Annotated in this window: 15 protein-coding genes, 1 tRNA gene and 1 pseudogene; 13 read left to right on the plus strand and 4 right to left on the minus strand. The window is 70.2% G+C overall.

Going from position 1 to position 17,092, the window contains the following annotated elements; all coding sequences use genetic code 11:
* Positions 1-351 (plus strand): annotated as a pseudogene (locus tag IEZ00_RS36105) (DUF3987 domain-containing protein); the annotation flags it as partial.
* 249 nt (positions 352-600) lie between these two features.
* On the opposite strand, the gene IEZ00_RS01455 reads toward IEZ00_RS36105, so the two are convergent.
* On the minus strand, positions 601-888 hold the full coding sequence (locus IEZ00_RS01455) for a hypothetical protein (protein WP_189221189.1): 288 nt from the start codon (positions 886-888) through the stop codon (positions 601-603).
* A 540-nt stretch (positions 889-1,428) separates the two neighbouring features.
* On the opposite strand from IEZ00_RS01455, the gene IEZ00_RS01460 reads away from it, so the two are divergent.
* Both IEZ00_RS01460 and IEZ00_RS01465 read left to right on the plus strand, forming a co-directional pair.
* Positions 1,429-1,644, plus strand: coding sequence for a helix-turn-helix domain-containing protein (locus tag IEZ00_RS01460; protein ID WP_189221190.1), 216 nt, complete (start codon positions 1,429-1,431; stop codon positions 1,642-1,644).
* A gap of 92 nt (positions 1,645-1,736) precedes the next feature.
* Positions 1,737-3,059, plus strand: a complete 1,323-nt coding sequence (locus IEZ00_RS01465; protein ID WP_189221191.1) for a tyrosine-type recombinase/integrase — start codon at positions 1,737-1,739, stop codon at positions 3,057-3,059.
* A 79-nt stretch (positions 3,060-3,138) separates the two neighbouring features.
* Here the strand turns inward: IEZ00_RS01465 and IEZ00_RS01470 are convergent.
* Positions 3,139-3,211: transfer RNA gene (locus tag IEZ00_RS01470), tRNA-Thr, on the minus strand.
* Between the two features lie 435 nt (positions 3,212-3,646).
* On the opposite strand from IEZ00_RS01470, the gene IEZ00_RS01475 reads away from it, so the two are divergent.
* Complete coding sequence (locus IEZ00_RS01475) at positions 3,647-5,083, plus strand: alpha,alpha-trehalose-phosphate synthase (UDP-forming) (RefSeq protein WP_189221192.1); 1,437 nt, start codon at positions 3,647-3,649, stop codon at positions 5,081-5,083.
* A gap of 52 nt (positions 5,084-5,135) precedes the next feature.
* Positions 5,136-7,667: a trehalose-phosphatase gene (otsB, locus tag IEZ00_RS01480; protein ID WP_189221193.1), complete on the plus strand. Its 2,532-nt coding sequence runs from the start codon at positions 5,136-5,138 to the stop codon at positions 7,665-7,667.
* A 51-nt stretch (positions 7,668-7,718) separates the two neighbouring features.
* On the opposite strand, the gene radA is transcribed toward otsB, so the two are convergent.
* Positions 7,719-9,083, minus strand: coding sequence for a DNA repair protein RadA (gene radA / locus IEZ00_RS01485; protein ID WP_189221194.1), 1,365 nt, complete (start codon positions 9,081-9,083; stop codon positions 7,719-7,721).
* Positions 9,084-9,141: 58 nt separating this feature from the next.
* Positions 9,142-9,894: a copper chaperone PCu(A)C domain-containing protein gene (locus IEZ00_RS01490; protein WP_189221195.1), complete on the minus strand. Its 753-nt coding sequence runs from the start codon at positions 9,892-9,894 to the stop codon at positions 9,142-9,144.
* Positions 9,895-10,188: 294 nt separating this feature from the next.
* Here IEZ00_RS01490 and IEZ00_RS01495 point away from each other — a divergent pair, with 294 nt between their 5' ends.
* The 8 genes from IEZ00_RS01495 to cysS all read left to right on the plus strand — a co-directional run bounded on the left by IEZ00_RS01495 (position 10,189) and on the right by cysS (position 17,092).
* Positions 10,189-10,677 (plus strand): CarD family transcriptional regulator, encoded by a 489-nt coding sequence (locus IEZ00_RS01495; protein WP_012782996.1) that lies wholly within the window; start codon positions 10,189-10,191, stop codon positions 10,675-10,677.
* A 33-nt stretch (positions 10,678-10,710) separates the two neighbouring features.
* Positions 10,711-11,403: a 2-C-methyl-D-erythritol 4-phosphate cytidylyltransferase gene (gene ispD / locus IEZ00_RS01500; protein ID WP_189221196.1), complete on the plus strand. Its 693-nt coding sequence runs from the start codon at positions 10,711-10,713 to the stop codon at positions 11,401-11,403.
* Complete coding sequence (ispF, locus tag IEZ00_RS01505) at positions 11,400-11,897, plus strand: 2-C-methyl-D-erythritol 2,4-cyclodiphosphate synthase (RefSeq protein WP_372448505.1); 498 nt, start codon at positions 11,400-11,402, stop codon at positions 11,895-11,897. The genes ispD and ispF overlap by 4 nt, the downstream gene beginning before the upstream one ends.
* A gap of 21 nt (positions 11,898-11,918) precedes the next feature.
* The gene (locus IEZ00_RS01510) at positions 11,919-12,314 is read left to right on the plus strand and encodes a PPOX class F420-dependent oxidoreductase (RefSeq protein ID WP_189221197.1); all 396 of its coding nucleotides are present in this window, start codon (positions 11,919-11,921) and stop codon (positions 12,312-12,314) included.
* 598 nt (positions 12,315-12,912) lie between these two features.
* Positions 12,913-13,746, plus strand: coding sequence for a DUF3800 domain-containing protein (locus tag IEZ00_RS01515; protein ID WP_189221198.1), 834 nt, complete (start codon positions 12,913-12,915; stop codon positions 13,744-13,746).
* Between the two features lie 25 nt (positions 13,747-13,771).
* Positions 13,772-15,034 carry an MFS transporter gene (locus tag IEZ00_RS01520; RefSeq protein ID WP_229794894.1) on the plus strand — a complete coding sequence of 421 codons (1,263 nt, stop codon included), beginning with the start codon at positions 13,772-13,774 and terminating at the stop codon, positions 15,032-15,034.
* Between the two features lie 9 nt (positions 15,035-15,043).
* A complete protein-coding gene (locus tag IEZ00_RS01525) occupies positions 15,044-15,652 on the plus strand; it encodes an HAD family hydrolase (RefSeq protein ID WP_189221199.1) in 609 nt (202 codons plus the stop codon).
* A gap of 45 nt (positions 15,653-15,697) precedes the next feature.
* A complete protein-coding gene (gene cysS, locus IEZ00_RS01530; protein WP_189221200.1) occupies positions 15,698-17,092 on the plus strand; it encodes a cysteine--tRNA ligase in 1,395 nt (464 codons plus the stop codon).

Below are 17,092 nucleotides of genomic sequence, written 5' to 3' on the forward strand. Positions count from 1 at the left end.
TGCGTCCGCATAGCCGCCATCTACGCCGCACTCGACCGCACGCCCCTGATCACCCCTGACCACTTGGAGGCAGCCGCAGCACTGGTCCGCTACTCCATCGCTTCCGCCCGTGCCGTTCTCGGCAACGACCAGGAAGCGGACGAACTGGCCGCGTTCATCACGGCAGCCGGGGCGGAAGGCCGCACCCGCAAGGAGATCACCACCGTTCACTTCGGTGGCAACGCCAAACGACGCGGGATCGACCCGGCCCGGCTGCTGAACCACCTCACCGAGTCGGGCCGCATCACCCGCACTCAACGACCACCCGCCACAGGACGGGGACGCCCTACCGAGGTCTACACCGCCACCTGAACGCCACGACGAACTTACGAACTATGCCTCTGACCAGGGCAAACGCTCCCGACTTAGTTCGTCACCGACGAACTAAGTCCACCACGAAACCGCAGGTCAACCCCTTAGTTCGTAAGTTCGTCAAGTTCGCACCGCTCACCAAGACAGCACCGGCTACACCGGCCACTAGACAGGTTCGACCGGCGGCCTAGCGCCGCCGGTCGAACCTGTGGCCTCTACTACGGGAAGGCTAGTTCGCCGCAGACGGCATCAGATGAAGTCACCCCAGAGCCAGATCTCGGTACCCGTCTCGCCATCCATCAGACACTGAGCAGCTCGAACCGTCCCCCTCTCAATGAGGAGGTAAGCAGCATTGTCACACTGACGGCGACCTTGGTCATTATTCGGCCACGGCCCACCGGCGATCCGCCACGCACTCGCCTGGAAATCGCTCGACGTCGAAGCTACGCCAGCATGAGAGGTGAACGGAGATGCAAATAGCGCCACCACCAGCAGACCAAGGGTCGCGAACACACGGAAACTGATTTTATCCTTCATAAATCCCCCTTCAGATTCAGCTACCGAATTAGCTTCATCTCGCAAAGTACCGCAACAAGTTCTCATGTCAACCGGTCCGCCAGTGACCGAAATCACCGGATTCACACCAGACCGATCCACCGTCAAAAAGACGACTCAAGAAAACTAAATCCAATATTTCCCCCGTGAAGAGTCACGCCCGTTTAGAGGTTGCACTACTCCTAAAGGGCACACAAACCAGTCGCACTCATAACAGAAAGTTACAAGTCTGACGAAAACACACCTCTGCTCTAATCGGCAGCGATCTTGACACGGAAGACGTTGCTGGTCCTGCCCTCCGCCCTCCGGGCAGGCGCATACCGCGCAGCTGCGCGAACGAACGCGCTAGGGCTAGCACGTCACCCCGCTAGACCTAGCACCCCTGCTAGCGCATTACCTAGCGGCTGACCAGCCCGCTAGCGCCTAGCGCCACCCCCACCCGCCCCCGCATGGACAGCCCGCACCGGCCATCCGGCACCCCCGCGCGGCCCGCACGCGCCACCACGGAAGGAACGCGAAGTCATGGCCAGCACCGCCACCACGACCGCCGACCAGCCCCGCGCACTGCTGAGCGTGGAAGACGCCGCGCGGGCACTGTCCATCGGCCGCACCACCATGTTCGGCCTCATCAAGTCCGGCGCGATCGCATCTGTCCAGATCGGACGCCTACGGCGCATCCCTTCCGCTGCTATCGCGGAGTTCACCGCACGCCTGATCGCCGAACAGCCTGCCGCCTAGCTCTCCAGCTGTTCCAGCCCGGTCACGTCCCCTCTCTGCCCAGGTCAGCAAGGGGACGTGACCAGCAGGCCAACTATCCGGGAGAACACCACATGCCACGCAAGAAACGTCCCGAGGGCACCCGCGCACCCAACGGCGCGAGCAGCATCTACTACGGCAGTGACGGCAAATGGCACGGCCGCGTCACGATGGGCGTGCGTGACGACGGCAAACCCGACCGGCGACACGTCAAACGCTCCACCGAGAAAGAGGTGATCGACGCCGTACGCGACTTGGAGCGACAGCGTGACACCGGCCAAGTACGAAAGCCCGGTAGGGCATGGACCTTGGAAAAGTGGCTCACGCACTGGCTCGACAACATCGCAACTCCGTCGATCACGCCGAACGCTGCCTCTGCCTACAGGTACGCGGTGCACAAGTGGTTGATCCCTGGTGTCGGTGCCCACCGACTAGACCGGCTACAGCCTGAACACCTCGAAAAGCTGTACGCCAGGATGCAGGCAGAAGGGAAGTCGGCAGGATACGCACACCAGGTGCACCGAACTGTGCGAACCGCGCTCAACGTCGCGGTAGCGCGGAAACACATCACGTCCAACCCCGCAGCTCTGGCGAAGGCGCCGCGCGTCGAGGAACAGGAAGTCATCCCGTTCACGGGCGAGGAGGCCCGACGAATCCTGAACCACTGCGTCAAGCGCCGCAACGGTGCGCGTTTCGCGATGGCGCTCGCACTCGGCCTGCGAAAGGGGGAGGCGCTAGGACTGAAGTGGTCCAGGATCGACCTGGGTAGCGGCATCCTCCGTACCCCGCGCCAGCTTCAGCGCCACAAGTGGCAGCACGGGTGCGCTGACCCTCACGAGTGCGGCTCCGCACGCCACAAGACCAAGCCCTGTAAGAAGAACTGCACGCAGCACCGACGCAAGCCGTGCCCACCACCCTGCCCGCCCTCGTGCACGGCGCACGCTTCGACGTGCCCGCAACGGCACGGCGGCGGACTCCGCGAGGTGGACGTGAAGTCGCGGGCCGGACGGCGTGCGGTTGGCATCCCGGCACCGCTGGTGAAGCTGCTCCGTGAGCACAAGGCCGCCCAGGACGCCGAACGCGAGCTTGCGGGGTCGGAGTGGCACGAGGGCGGTTGGGTGTTCGCGCAGCCGAACGGGAAGCCGATCGACCCGCGTCGCGACCATGACGAGTGGAAGGAGCTGCTGCGCGAAGCGGGAGTTCGTGACGCTCGCTTACACGATGCCCGGCACACGGCCGCCACGATGTTGATGGTGCTGGGTGTACCGCCCAGGGCCGTTATGGAGGTGATGGGCTGGTCTCAGGTGTCCATGACGGCCCGGTACCAGCACGTGCCAGCGGAGCTAGTGGCCAGCATCGCGCAACAGGTGGGAGGTCACCTGTGGGCGGGTGACTGAGACCCCATCTGAGACCCGCCACGATCATGAAGCTACCCCCTGACCAGGGTTTCCACTGGTCAGGGGGTAGCTGTTCCTGAGCCGGTGAGGGGACTTGAACCCCTAACCTTTCGCTTACAAGGCGAGTGCTCTGCCAGTTGAGCTACACCGGCCGGGCCGACGGCCGGGAACATCGTAAGCGCCCGCACCAGGTTCCACCTGCGGATTGCGGTGCACCGGGCGTCGGTCGCCGCTGGTCCTTCCGGAGTGCCCGATTCTGGCCGAGTGGCCCACTCGGGGAGAAAACCGCTGGTCAGGGCCTCGCGACAGGCTCGACGGAATGTGATCAACTCACCCCCGAAGGGTACCCCTTCGGGGGGTGTCGCACGACACACCATCAGGTGGCCGGTAGCGGCGTGGCGCGCCCCGCCGCGCGGCCCGGCGCACGCTGGTGACCTGCGGCGGTGGCCCGCGGCTGCCCGGTCGGACGCAAGCTCGACGTCGAGTGGAGTGAATCGGTGTGACCGCCATGACGGCCGGGCATACCAGCGGGACCTTCCCACTAACCTCTCACGTGGGCGAGACGATCCCTGAGGAGGCGTTACCCGGTGAGCAGCATCGGCGAGCACGGCGCGGACTTCCTGGTCGTGGCCAACCGCCTACCTGTCGACCTGGAACGCCTGGAGGACGGGACGCAGCGCTGGAAGCACAGCCCCGGTGGCCTGGTGAGCGCGCTCGAACCCTTCCTGCGGGCGCACAGCGGCGCGTGGGTCGGCTGGCCCGGCATCGCCGACGCGGAGGTGGACGCCTTCGAGGAGGACGGCCTGCAGCTGCACCCGGTGGGGCTCAGCGCCGCCGAGGTGGCCGACTACTACGAGGGCTTCTCCAACGGCACGCTGTGGCCGCTCTACCACGACGTGGTGGCGCCGCCCGCGTTCCACCGGCACTGGTGGAACGCCTACGTGCGGGTCAACCAGCGGTTCGCGGACGTGACCGCGAAGGTCGCCGCGCAGGGCGCGACCGTGTGGGTGCAGGACTACCAGCTCCAGCTGGTCCCCGCGATGCTCCGCGAGCTGCGCCCGGACCTGCGCATCGGCTTCTTCCTGCACATCCCGTTCCCGCCGGTGGAGCTGTTCATGCAGCTGCCGTGGCGCACCGAGATCATCCGCGGCCTGCTGGGCGCGGACCTGGTCGGCTTCCACCGGCCCGGCGGCGCGCAGAACTTCCTGTGGCTGGCCCGGCGGCTGGTCGGCCTGGAGCCCAGCCGCGGCGCGGTGGGCGTGCGCACCCGCCCCGGTGTGGTGCAGGTCGGGGACCGCACGGTCCGGGTGGGCGCGTTCCCCATCTCCATCGACTCCTCGTCGCTGGACGCGCTGGCGCGCAGCAAGGAGGTCCAGGCGCGGGCCAAGCAGATCCGCGAGGACCTCGGCAACCCGAAGAAGATCCTGCTCGGGGTGGACCGGCTGGACTACACCAAGGGCATCGACGTGCGGCTGCGGGCGCTCAACGAGCTGCTCGTCGACGGGCGCGTCAACCCCGAGGACGTGGCCATGGTGCAGCTGGCCACGCCCAGCCGGGAGCGGGTCGAGCACTACAAGCAGATGCGCGGGGACATCGAGCAGATCGTCGGCCGGATCAACGGCGAGTTCTCCACCGTCGGCCACCCGGTCGTGCACTACCTTCACCAGTCCGTGGACCGCAAGGAGCTGGCCGCGTTCATGACGGCGGCGGACGTCATGGTCGTGACCCCGGTCCGCGACGGGATGAACCTGGTCTGCAAGGAGTACGTGGCCACCCGCTACGACCTGGGCGGCGCGCTGGTGCTCAGCGAGTTCGCGGGCGCGGCGGCCGAGCTGACCTCGGCGTTCCTGGTCAACCCGCACGACCTGGACGGCGTGAAGAACGCCCTGGAAGCCGCCCTCACGGTCGATCCGGCCGAAGGTCGCCGTAGGATGCGCGCTCTGCGTCGCCAAGTCCTCACGCACGACGTCGACCGCTGGGCGCGTTCGTTCCTTGATGCCTTGGGGACGCAGACCGCGTTCTGAATCAGTTCAGACCACATCCCTGACCTGTCCCACCGAGCATTGAGGAGGGGCGTTGACCGCCGAGGCCCTCCCCGCCGAACTCCGCCGCGCGCTGGTCCAACTGGCCCGCACACCGCGCCTGCTGGTCGCGTGCGACTACGACGGGACACTTGCCCCGATCGTGGAAAACCCGGAGGACGCGCGCCCGCTGCCCGAGTCGGTGGGCGCGCTGCGCTCACTGGCCGGGCTGCACGAGACGACGACGGCGGTGATCTCCGGCCGGGCCCTGCGCGACCTGGCCATCCTGTCCCGACTGCCCTCCGAGGTCCACCTGGTCGGCTCGCACGGCTCGGAGTTCGACGTGGGCTTCGTGCACGCGCTCGACGCCGACGCCCGCGCCCTGCACCGCAGGCTGGAGGAGGAGCTGGACCGCGTGGTCGCCGACCACGAGGGCGTCACCCTGGAGGTCAAGCCCGCCAGCATCGCGGTGCACGTCCGCCGCGCCGAGCCCGCCGTGGGGGAGCGGGTTCTCGACGCCGTCCGCTCCGGCCCGTGCACCTGGGAAGGTGTGCAGGTCACCGAGGGCAAGGCGGTGATCGAGCTGGCCGTGGTGCAGACCGACAAGGGCCACGCCCTGGACGTGCTGCGGCACCGCGTGTCGGCCACCGCCGCGATGTTCGTCGGCGACGACGTGACCGACGAGAAGGCCTTCGCCCGGCTCAGCGGCCCGGACGTGGGCATCAAGGTCGGCCACACCGAGTCGCTGGCCGAGTTCACCATCGAGGACACCGTCGACGTGGCCACGGTGCTGGCGTTCCTGCTGGAGGAGCGGCGCAACTGGCTGCACGGCGACCAGGCCGTGCCCATCGAGCGGCTGACCATGCTGGCCAACGAGCGCTCGGTGGCCCTGGTGACCCCGGACGCGCGGCTGAACTGGCTGTGCCACCCGGAGCCGGACTCGGCCGCGGTGTTCGCCGACCTGCTCGGCGGCCCCGCCGCGGGGCACTTCTCGATCAAGCCCGAGCACGGGTCGCTGCCGCTGGGCCAGCGCTACGTGCCCGGCACGATGATCGTGGAGACCCGCTGGTCGCGGCTGCTGGTCACGGACTACCTCGACCACGACCAGCCCTCGCACCGCACCGACCTGGTGCGCCGGATCAGCGGCTCGACCAACGCGGTGATCACCTTCGCGCCGCGCCCGGAGTTCGGCCAGGTGCCGGTGCGGCTGCTGCGCGAGCGCGACGGCCTGCGCGTGGTCGGCACCTCGGACCCGATGGTGCTGCGCTCCCCCGGCGTGGACTGGCAGATCACCAGCGACGGGATGCAGGAGACCGCCACCGCGGTGGTCCGCCCGCGCGAGGGCGCGCCGATCCTGCTGGAGCTGCGCTGCGGCACCGACGACCTGTCCGAGGCCACCCTGGGCGAGCCGGAGCGGCGCGCGCGGGCGGGCAGCTACTGGTCGGACTGGGCGGCCACGCTGAAGCTGCCGCAGGTGGAGCCGGACCTGGTGCTGCGCTCCGCGCTGACGCTCAAGGGCCTGGTGCACCACGACACCGGGGCGATCATGGCCGCCGCCACCACCTCGCTGCCCGAGGAGCTGGGCGGCATCCGCAACTGGGACTACCGGTACTGCTGGCTGCGCGACGCGGCGCTGACCGCGCAGGCGCTGGTGTCGCTGGGCTCGCTGGGCGAGGCCGAGGCGTTCCTGGGCTGGGTGCACGGCGTGCTGGCCACGCTGCCGGGCCCGGAGCGGCTGCACCCGCTGTACACGCTGCAGGGCACCATGCTGGGCGCCGAGGCGGTCATCGACACCCTGCCCGGCTACGCGGGCTCCCGCCCGGTCCGGGTGGGCAACCTGGCCAACCAGCAGGTCCAGCTGGACGTGTTCGGCCCGGTGGTGGACCTGGTGGCGCAGCTGGCCAGGGCCAGGGGCTCGCTGACCGACCAGGACTGGCGGATGGTGCAGGCGATGGCCGAGGCGGTCGCCCGCCGCTGGCACGAGCCCGACCACGGCATCTGGGAGGAGCGGCACGCGCCGCGCCACCACGTGTACTCCAAGGTCATGTGCTGGGTGACGCTGGACCGCGCGGTGCGGCTGGCCGAGGACTACCGGCGCGACATCGACCCGTCGTGGCCGGTGCTGCGCGACACCATCGCCAACGACGTGCTCAAGCACGGCTGGAGCGACGAGGCGCAGTCGTTCACCACCGCCTACGACGGCGACGACCTGGACGCCGCGTCGCTGCACGTGGGCCTGGCGGGGCTGATCGACCCGACCGACGAGCGGTTCCAGGCCACGGTGACCGCCATCGAGGCCGAGCTGCGGTCCGGTTCGACGGTCTACCGCTACCGCCGCGACGACGGCCTGCCCGGCGACGAGGGCGGCTTCCACCTGTGCGCGGCGTGGATGATCGAGGCGTACCTGCTCACCGGCAGGCGCACCGAGGCCGAGGAGCTGTTCGCGCAGATGGTGGACGCGGCCGGGCCGACCGGCCTGCTGCCCGAGGAGTACGACCCGATCGCGGAGCGCTCCCTGGGCAACCACCCGCAGGCGTACAGCCACCTGGGCCTGATCCGCTGCGCCCAGCTGCTGGCCGCCAAGTAACCGCTCGCGCGAGGGGGGGCGCACCCGGTTCGCCGGGTGCGCCCCCCCTCGTCACTTCTTGAGCTTGAGCAGGCGCAGGGCCTCGCCCAGGTCGTTGGCGACCAGGGCGCGGGTCTCCGGGGGCAGCTTGCCCGCGTCCGGCGGCACCAGGGCGCGCGTGTAGCCCAGCCGGGCGGCCTCGGCCAGCCGCCGCCCCACCCCGTTGACCCGGCGCAGCTCCCCGGACAGCCCCACCTCGCCGACCACCACCAGGTCGTGCGGCAGCGGCTGGTCGGTGGCCGCGGAGGCCACCGCCAGCGCCACCGCCAGGTCCACCGCGGGCTCCACCAGCCGCATCCCGCCGACCGTGGCGGTGAACACGTCCTTGTTGCCCAGCGGCACCCGGCCGCGCTTCTCCAGCACGGCCATCACCATGGCCACGCGGGCCGAGTCCAGCCCGCTGACCGCCCGCCGGGGCGCGGGCAGGCTGGTGGGCGCCACCAGCGCCTGCACCTCGCCCAGCAGCGGCCGCTTGCCCTCCACCACGACGGTGACCGCCGAACCGGTGACGTCCTGCTCGCGGCGGTTGAGGAACAGCCCCGACGGGTCGGGCACGCCGACGATGCCGTCGTCGCGCAGCTCGAAGCAGCCCACCTCGTCGGCCGCGCCGAACCGGTTCTTGATGCCGCGCAGCAGCCGCAGCGTGGAGTGCCGGTCGCCCTCGAACTGCAGCACCACGTCCACCAGGTGCTCCAGCACCCGCGGGCCCGCCACCGCGCCGTCCTTGGTGACGTGTCCCACCAGGATGATCGGCAGGTTGCGCTCCTTGGCCAGCGAGATCAGGCCGGAGGTGACCGCGCGGACCTGGCTGACCCCGCCGGGTGAGCCGTCGATGCTCATCGAGGACATGGTCTGCACCGAGTCGATGATCATCATGCTCGGCTTGACCGCGTCGACCTGGCCCAGCACCGCGGAGATGTCGCTCTCCGCGGCGAGGTAGATCTCGTCGTGCAGGTTGCCCGTGCGGTCGGCGCGCAGCCGCACCTGGCCCGCGGACTCCTCGCCGGTGATGTAGAGGCAGCGGCCCACCGTGGCGGCCCACTGGTGGGCGACCTCCAGCAGCAGCGTGGACTTGCCCACACCCGGCTCGCCCGCCAGCAGCACGACCGCGCCGGGCACCAGGCCACCGCCGAGCACCCGGTCGAGTTCACCCACCCCAGTGGCGCTGGCCCTGGACGACTCCACGTCGACCTGGGCGATGGGGCGGGCGTCGCCGCTGGTCGCGCCCGCGAGGAAGCGGGAGGGCGCGGCGGCGCCGCGCTCCTCGACCGTGCCCCACGCCTGGCACTCCGGGCACCGCCCGACCCACTTGGACACCTCGTGCCCGCACTCGGCGCACCGGTAGAGGGGCCGTGCCGCCCGCGCGTTCTTCACCACGCGGCCAGGCTATAGACCGCCCCCGACAGTGCCGGACCGCCGCACCTGCGGCGCGGGGTCAGTGACCGCCGCCCTCGCCGCCCTGGCGCGGCTCGGGGGACGGGCCGATGGGCAGCTCCAGGACCAGCTCGCCCGCCTTCTCGAACACGAAGGTCACCTTGGCGGTCTGGCCGGGGCGGAAGTCGCGGGTCAGGTCCTTGAGCACGATGCTGACCACACCGGGCTCCACCGGCTCGGCCGAGGACGGCAGCTTGGTCACCGAGGTCGGCGGGTTCGACACCGACCCCCGGCTGCCGGTGGTGGTCGTCGGGGCCGAGGAGCTCTCCCGCGCGCCGCTGGTCGGCGAGCCGGACGGGGTCGTGGTCGCGGTGACCGAGGCGGCGGAGCCGCTGGTCTGCGAGGTGGTGCTGACGTGGCTGCTGCCGCCGGAGTCCTGCTCGCCGCCGCTGATGATCGCGGAGGAGGGCTCCAGGTCGACGTCGCCGGTGATCTCCGCCGGGCCTGAGGTCAGCTCGCTGGTCACCGAGACCAGCTTGTCCTCCTCGTTGCCGTTGTTGACCACGGTCACCACCATCGGCGCGTCGTCGCCCTCGCCGTAGTGCCCCTCCTCGACGGGGAACACCAGCTGGGCGTCGCGGACCGACAGCAGCCCGACGTCGCCGGAGGCGCCGTTGACCGCGGCGACCTGGGTGTCGGTCTGGGTGACCTGCCCCGCGCCGCAGGCCGCGGCGACCATGCCCAGTCCGACCGCGAGTGCGGCCGCGACGGCCAGGCGGCGAGGCGCTGAGGACTTCTGCTGTGCGCGACCCACGGCTGCTCGGATCCCTTCCCGATGTGCTGGCTGGGACGGCCGCGCCCGGTAGCACCGGCGCCCGACCACCAGTCGGGAGCCTAACCGGGCGGGCCGGACTCGGCGGCACGTGGTGCCCCCGACGACCGGGTCCGGGGGCCTCCGAGGACCCGGCCAGGACCTGGCCGTTGCACGCGAACAGGTGGTTTGTCAACCCCCCGCGCCGCCCCTGACCAGGGCTAACCGATCTCCGGAGGCCGATGGGGGGATTGCTCGGCGTGTTAGGATGGAGTTAGCGAAAGGGGCAGAGGACACATGGTTTTCAAGGTCGGAGAGACCGTCGTCTACCCGCACCACGGTGCCGCTCTCATCGAAGCAATCGAGACCCGTGTGATCAAGGGCGAGGAGAAGAAGTACCTCGTGCTGAAGGTCGCCCAGGGTGACCTCACGGTCCGCGTCCCCGCCGACAACGCCGAGATCGTCGGTGTGCGCGACGTCGTCGGCCAGGAGGGTCTCGACAAGGTCTTCGAGGTCTTGCGCGCTCCCCACACCGAGGAGCCGACCAACTGGTCCCGGCGGTACAAGGCCAACCTGGAGAAGCTCGCGTCCGGTGACGTGAACAAGGTGGCCGAAGTGGTGCGCGACCTCTGGCGGCGCGAGAAGGATCGCGGTCTGTCCGCTGGTGAGAAGCGGATGCTGGCGAAGGCTCGACAGATACTGGTTAGTGAACTGGCGCTCGCCGAGGGCACCGACGAGGACAAGGCTGAGGTCCTCCTCGACGAAGTCCTCGCCACCGCGTCCTGATCGACTACTCGAACACGACTTCGGACCGCGAACATGGGTGTGGTCGCGCTCGTGCCCGCGGCGGGCCGGGGTGAGCGCTTGGGCTACGGGATGCCCAAAGCGCTGGTGCCGGTCAATGGGGTCCCGCTGCTGGTCCGCGCCGTTCGCGGGCTGCTCGACGCGGGGTGCGTTCAGCACGTGGTCATCGCCGCCCCGCCCTCCGACGTGAACACCGTGAGCACTGTCACCGCCCCGCTGGCCCAGGCCGGCGGGGCGGTTCACGTGCTGGCGGGCGGTGCGGAGAGGTCGGACTCCGTCCGCCTGGCGCTGGAGCACGCGGTGCGTGAGATACCCGACACCACCGTCGTGCTGGTGCACGACGCGGCACGGGCCTTCACCCCACCCACCGTGGTCAAGGCCGTGGTCGACGCGGTCGAGGCGGGTCACCCCGCGGTCATCCCGGTACTACCCGTCGCGGACACGGTCAAACTGGTCGACGGGAGCGGGCGGGTCGTGGCCACCCCGGAGCGGTCGTCCCTGCGGGTCGTGCAGACCCCGCAGGGCTTCGACGCGCGGGTGCTGCTGCGCGCCCACGAATCCGGCCTGCACGCCACCGACGACGCGGGCCTGGTGGAGCGGCTGGGCGTGCCGGTGGTCACGGTGGCGGGCCACCCCGACGCGATGAAGATCACCACTCGGTTCGACCTCGCGGTCGCCGAGGCGCTGCTGGCAGGAGAACGCCCGTGACTCCCCCCGCGATCTCCCCCGCGATCCCCAGGGTCGGCACCGGGACCGACGTGCACCCGGTCGAGCCGGGCCGCGAGTGCTGGATGGTGGGACTGCGCTGGGAGGGCGTCGACGGCTGCGCGGGCCACTCGGACGGCGACGTGGCCGCGCACGCCCTGTGCGACGCGCTGCTGTCCGCGGCGGGCCTGGGCGACCTGGGCGCGGTGTTCGGCACCGGCGACCCGCGCTGGTCGGGCGCGCACGGCGTGGAGTTCCTGGCCGAGGTGCGCCGCATGGTGGAGGAGGCGGGCTACCGCCTGGGCAACGCGGCGGTGCAGGTCATTGGCAACGCCCCGCGCGTGGGCAAGCGCCGCGAGGAGGCCCAGAAAGTCCTCTCCGACGTGCTGGGCGGCCCGGTGTCGGTCAGCGGCACCACCACCGACGGGCTGGGCCTGACCGGTCGGGGGGAAGGCGTCGCGGCCATCGCCACGGCACTGCTGGTCCCCCTGGGCTGAGTGCCCCTAGGCTGGGGTGCCATGGCGATCACCCTCGGCGCGGAGCTGCGCGCACTGGTCGACGGCCGGAACCACGCCTCGCTCGCCACGGTCAACCCCGACGGCGGTCCGCAGAACTCGCTGGTCTGGATCACCCGCGACGGTGACGACCTGCTGTTCAGCACGCTGAGGGGCCGCCGCAAGGAGCGCAACCTGCGCCGCGACCCGCGAGCCAGCGTGACCGTGTGGGACGCCGCCGACCCGGAGCGGTACGCGGAGATCCGCGGCACCGTGACCATCACCGAGGACAAGGGGCGGGCGCTGGTCGACGCGCTGGCGCACAAGTACACCGGTGCCGACTTCCCGGCCGAGCCGGAGGACCGCGTGCGGGTGGTGCTCCGGCTGACCCCCACCAAAATCACCGGCAACGTCCGCTGAGGACGGTTGCTCCGGCTGGTTCGTCCCCCTTTGAGGCGAATGGGGAAATCACCGTTCGACGCCAGCGGCGCTTGCGGCTCTCGGGTCGCATTTTTCGGGTTTGCCTGCGACAGATCTCGGTGAAACAGTCGCGAGTACGGCCGGACCTGAGATACTTCACTCTATCGTGTGAAGATCAAAAATTCTTCCACCATGATTGACACTCTCACCATCGAGTGATAGAAGCGACCACTCTGCGTAGCGCATTGCCCATTCGCAAGATCGCAAGGAGATAGGTCTATACCCATTTCCTCGCCGCCCCGGCGCGAACCACCGAGTTTCCCCAGCTCAGCGGCCCGGAACCTCGCCATTGCCACACCTTGGACCCCGAGACGGACACGAAAGAGGAACGCAACATTTTCGGTATGGTGTAAGATCAGGTAGGACACTCTGCGCACCGGACGAGTGATGTGACGTAGGTCACATCCGTCCAGCTTGAAGTTGATCGATGTTCCTGGGAACTTTGTCAGCAGAGACCATTCTCTAGGTGCATAGGGGCGACCCGAACACCACATCCTAAGGCCGTCCTCCGGGGCGGCCTTAGCGCTATCGTGACCCAATGCACTTCTGCTACCTGGACGAGTCGGGTGGGTGCGAGCCTCCGGATCAAGGCCCGAGTGCGACTCCGGTCATGGTGATCCTGGGGCTCGTCGTCAATGCGGACCACATTCCGTCCTTGACGCGGGAATTCCTCGCGCTCAAGCGCCGGCACTTCCCAGGGCGCTTCACCACCGGCCCCGCGCTGAACCACGTGCTGACCGAGGTCAAGGGCAGCGAGATCCTGCAGATGACCAGAAGCGATTCGCGGAACAAGCGCAGGCAGGCCGACCGGCTGCGCGACGAGCTGCTGGACCTGCTCAAGCGGTACGGGTGCCGCGTCACCGGGCGGGTCTGGATCAAAGAAGCGGGCAAGAGCGTCAAGGCGACGGCCAGCTACTGCTACGCCGTGCAGGACATCGCCCGTCACTTCAGCGAGTACCTGTCCGACAACGCCTCGACGGGCTTCCTGATCGCGGATGGACGCGCCCCCCGGCTGAACGTCGAGGTGGCACATTCGATCTTCACGCAGAAGTGGCGCATCGGTGGCGACCCCTACCCGGCGCTGCTGGAAGTCCCGCTGTTCGCCCACAGCGACAACCACGTGGGCCTGCAGATCGCGGACCTGGTGGCCACCACGCTGGTCTTCCCGATGGCGGCCTCGGCGTTCTGCAAGCCGGTGCCGAACAACCCGCACTCATCACCGCGCTACGCCGATGTCCGCAGGAACTACGGCGCAGCGGTGAAGGACCTGCAGTTCCGCTACCGCGACGAAACCGGCCGCTGGCGCGGGGGCCTGGTGGTCAGCGACCCGGTGGGGCACCAGTCCGGAACGGCGTTGTTCTCGTTCGACTGACCAGCTGCGCGAATGGACGGGTGAAGTGTCCACGAGGACCAGCCGGGTAGCTCTCGCCAGCTTCGTCGGCACCGCGATCGAGTTTTACGACTTCTACATATACGGCACCGCCGCCGCGCTGGTGCTCAACTCGGCGTTCTTCCCCACCCTGTCCCCGGTCGCGGGCAGCCTGGCGGCCTTGTCCACCTTCGCCGTGGCGTTCGTGGCCCGCCCGCTGGGCGCGGTGCTGTTCGGCCACTTCGGCGACCGGGTGGGCCGCAAGGCGACGCTGGTCGCGTCGCTGCTGCTGATGGGCCTGTCCACGGTGGCGATCGGCCTGCTGCCCGGCTACGCCAGCATCGGCGTGGCCGCGCCGGTGGCGCTGACCGCGTTGCGCTTCCTGCAGGGCCTGGGCCTGGGCGGCGAGTGGGGCGGGGCGGCGCTGCTGGCCGCGGAGCACGCCCCGGCGGGCAGGCGGGGCTGGTACTCGGTGTTCCCGCAGCTGGGGCCCGCGGTGGGGTTCTTCGCGGCGGGCGGGTCGTTCCTGGTGCTCTCCGCCGTCCTGGACGACGCCGCGTTCCGGGCGTGGGGCTGGCGGGTGCCGTTCCTGGCGTCGGCGGTGCTGGTGCTGGTCGGTCTGCGGGTCCGGCTCAAGATCGCCGAAACGCCCGCCTTCACCAAGGTCCTCCAGGAGCGGGAGCGCAGTTCGCTGCCGGTGCTGGAGATGCTGCGCCGGGCACCGGCCCGCCTGCTGCTGGGCGGCGGGACGATCGTGGTCTGCTACGTGCTGTTCTACGTGGCCACCACGTTCGGCCTGGCCCACGCCACGGGTGTGCTGGGGGCGCCGCGCGCCGGGGTGCTGGCCGACCAGATCGTCGCGGTCTGGGCGATGGCCGCCGCGACCGTGGCGGCCTGCCTGCTGTCCGACCGGTGGGGGCGCAAGCCGGTGCTGGTCTCGGGCTGCTTGGCGGCCGTGGGCGCGGGGGCGGTGTTCGCGCCGCTGCTGCACGGTGGTCAGCACCTGGCCGCGTTCGTGCTGGCGCTGCTGGCGATGGGGTGGGTCTACGGGCCGCTGGGGGCGTTGCTGCCGGAGCTGTTCCCGACGCGGTTCCGGTACTCCGCCTCGTCGTTGGCCTACAACCTGGGCGGTGTGCTGGGCGGGGCGCTGGCGCCGACGGTCGCGACGTGGCTGGTGCACCGGCACGGGCCGCAGTCCGTCGCCTGGTACGTGGCCGCCGCGGCGGCGGCGAGTGTGGTGTGCGTCCTGCTGCTGCCCGAGACCATTGGCGAAGAGGTCCAGACCACGTAACGTCGCGTTGTGACCACGATCCGCGCAGTCCTCTTCGACTTCTCGGGCACCCTGTTCCGCCTGGAGCACGACAGCCTGGCCGCGCACGCGGGACTGATGCGCGCGCTGACCGCGCCGGTCGGCGCCTTCCAGGACCTGGACGCCGACGCGTGGGCACGTCGCGACCTCGACGCCGACCTGCACCGCGAGCTGCACGTCTCGGCGCTGGCCAAGGCGGGCGCGGCCGATCCCGTCGACTTCTACGAGCGGCTGTGCAGCCCGCCGTACTGGCAGCCCTACCCCGACACCGCGCAGGCGCTGGGCACGCACCTGCGGGTCGCCGTGGTGAGCAACACCGGGTGGGACATCCGCGCGGTGTTCGACCGGCACCACCTCACCGGCCGGGTCGACGAGTTCGTGCTCTCCTATGAGGAGGGCGCGATCAAGCCGGACCCCAAGCTGTTCGAGCTGGCCTGCGAGCGGCTGGGCGTGGAGCCGCACGAGGCGCTGATGGTCGGCGACAGCCCGGAGGCCGACGGGGGCGCGGCCGCGATCGGCTGCCGCGTGGAATTCGTGGACCCCTTGCCGACCTCGGATCGGCCGGACGCACTCCTGCGGGTGCTCCACAAGCACATTTAGCCGGGCGATTCAACCCCGGCGGGCACACGCCCGTACCATTCCGGTGTGAGCCTCCACATCTACGACACCGCACGTCGGGAACTGCGGGAGTTCCGCCCGCAGATCAGCGGAACGGCGTCGATCTACGTGTGTGGGGCGACCGTGCAGGGCGTGCCGCACATCGGCCACGTGCGCAGCGGGCTGAACTTCGACGTGCTGCGCCGCTGGCTGGCCCGCGACGGCGCGGACGTGCGGCTGGTGCGCAACGTCACCGACATCGACGACAAGATCCTCACCAAGGCCGCCGAGCACGGCAGGCCGTGGTGGGAGTGGGCGTACTCGCACGAGCGCGCTTTCGAGGCGGCCTACGAGGAGCTGGGCTGCCTGCCCCCGTCCTACGCGCCGCGCGCGACCGGGCACGTGACGCAGATGGTCGAGCTGATGGAGCGGCTGATCGAGAAGGGCCACGCCTACGCGGCGCAGGGCGACGTGTACTTCTCGGTGACCTCCTTCCCCGAGTACGGCGCGCTGTCCGGGCAGAAGCCCGACGAGGTGCACCAGGGCGAGACGGCCGCCACCGGCAAGCGCGACCCCCGCGACTTCACGCTGTGGAAGGCCGCCAAGCCGGGCGAGCCGTCGTGGCCGACGCCGTGGGGCGCGGGCCGCCCCGGCTGGCACCTGGAGTGCTCCGCGATGGCCACCGCCTACCTGGGCGGGACCTTCGACATCCACGGCGGCGGCATCGACCTGATCTTCCCGCACCACGAGAACGAGCAGGCGCAGTCGCGCGCGGCGGGCGACGGGTTCGCCGAGTACTGGATGCACAACGCCTGGGTGACGCTCAGCGGCGAGAAGATGTCCAAGTCGCTGGGCAACACCGTGTCCATCCCGGCCATGCTGGAGCGGGTCCGCGCCCCGGAGCTGCGCTACTACCTGGTGGGCCCGCACTACCGGTCGACCATCGAGTACTCCCAGGCCGCGCTGGAGGAGTCGGTGGCGGCCTACCGGCGGGTGGAGTCGTTCCTGCGCCGGGTGGTCGAGCGCACCGGCTCGGTGGACGACCGGGGCGCGCTGCCCGAGGCGTTCGTGGCGGCGATGGACGACGACCTGGGCACGCCGGGCGCGCTGGCCGCGGTGCACAAGCGGGTGCGCGAGGGCAACACGGCGCTGGAGGCGGGCGACGACCGGGGCGCCCGCGCGGCCGCCGAGTCGGTGCGCGCGATGACCGCGCTGCTGGGCCTGGACCCGCTGTCGCGGCTGTGGAGCGCGTCGGCCGCGCAGGACTCCGGCAGCCGCCAGGCGCTGGCCGCGCTGGTCGAGCGGGTGCTGGAGGACCGCGCGCGGGCGCGCAAGGAGAAGGACTTCGCGAGGGCGGACGCGTTGCGCGACCACCTGCTGCTCGCCGGTATCGCCGTCGAGGACACCCCCGACGGTCCGTTGTGGACCTTGAAGGACGACTGA

This window comes from Saccharothrix coeruleofusca (assembly GCF_014648515.1).
Lineage (GTDB): Bacteria > Actinomycetota > Actinomycetes > Mycobacteriales > Pseudonocardiaceae > Actinosynnema > Actinosynnema coeruleofuscum.

What these genes read in the sequence shown, in the direction of transcription:
- IEZ00_RS01515 (WP_189221198.1), top strand. Translation starts at nt 12,913, where the DNA reads ATGCACTTCTGCTACCTGGACGAGTCGGGTGGGTGCGAGCCTCCGGAT.
- IEZ00_RS01460 (WP_189221190.1), top strand. Translation starts at nt 1,429, where the DNA reads ATGGCCAGCACCGCCACCACGACCGCCGACCAGCCCCGCGCACTGCTG.
- IEZ00_RS01465 (WP_189221191.1), top strand. Translation starts at nt 1,737, where the DNA reads ATGCCACGCAAGAAACGTCCCGAGGGCACCCGCGCACCCAACGGCGCG.
- IEZ00_RS01495 (WP_012782996.1), top strand. Translation starts at nt 10,189, where the DNA reads ATGGTTTTCAAGGTCGGAGAGACCGTCGTCTACCCGCACCACGGTGCC.
- IEZ00_RS01455 (WP_189221189.1), bottom strand. Translation starts at nt 888, where the DNA reads ATGAAGGATAAAATCAGTTTCCGTGTGTTCGCGACCCTTGGTCTGCTG.
- IEZ00_RS01510 (WP_189221197.1), top strand. Translation starts at nt 11,919, where the DNA reads ATGGCGATCACCCTCGGCGCGGAGCTGCGCGCACTGGTCGACGGCCGG.
- ispD (WP_189221196.1), top strand. Translation starts at nt 10,711, where the DNA reads ATGGGTGTGGTCGCGCTCGTGCCCGCGGCGGGCCGGGGTGAGCGCTTG.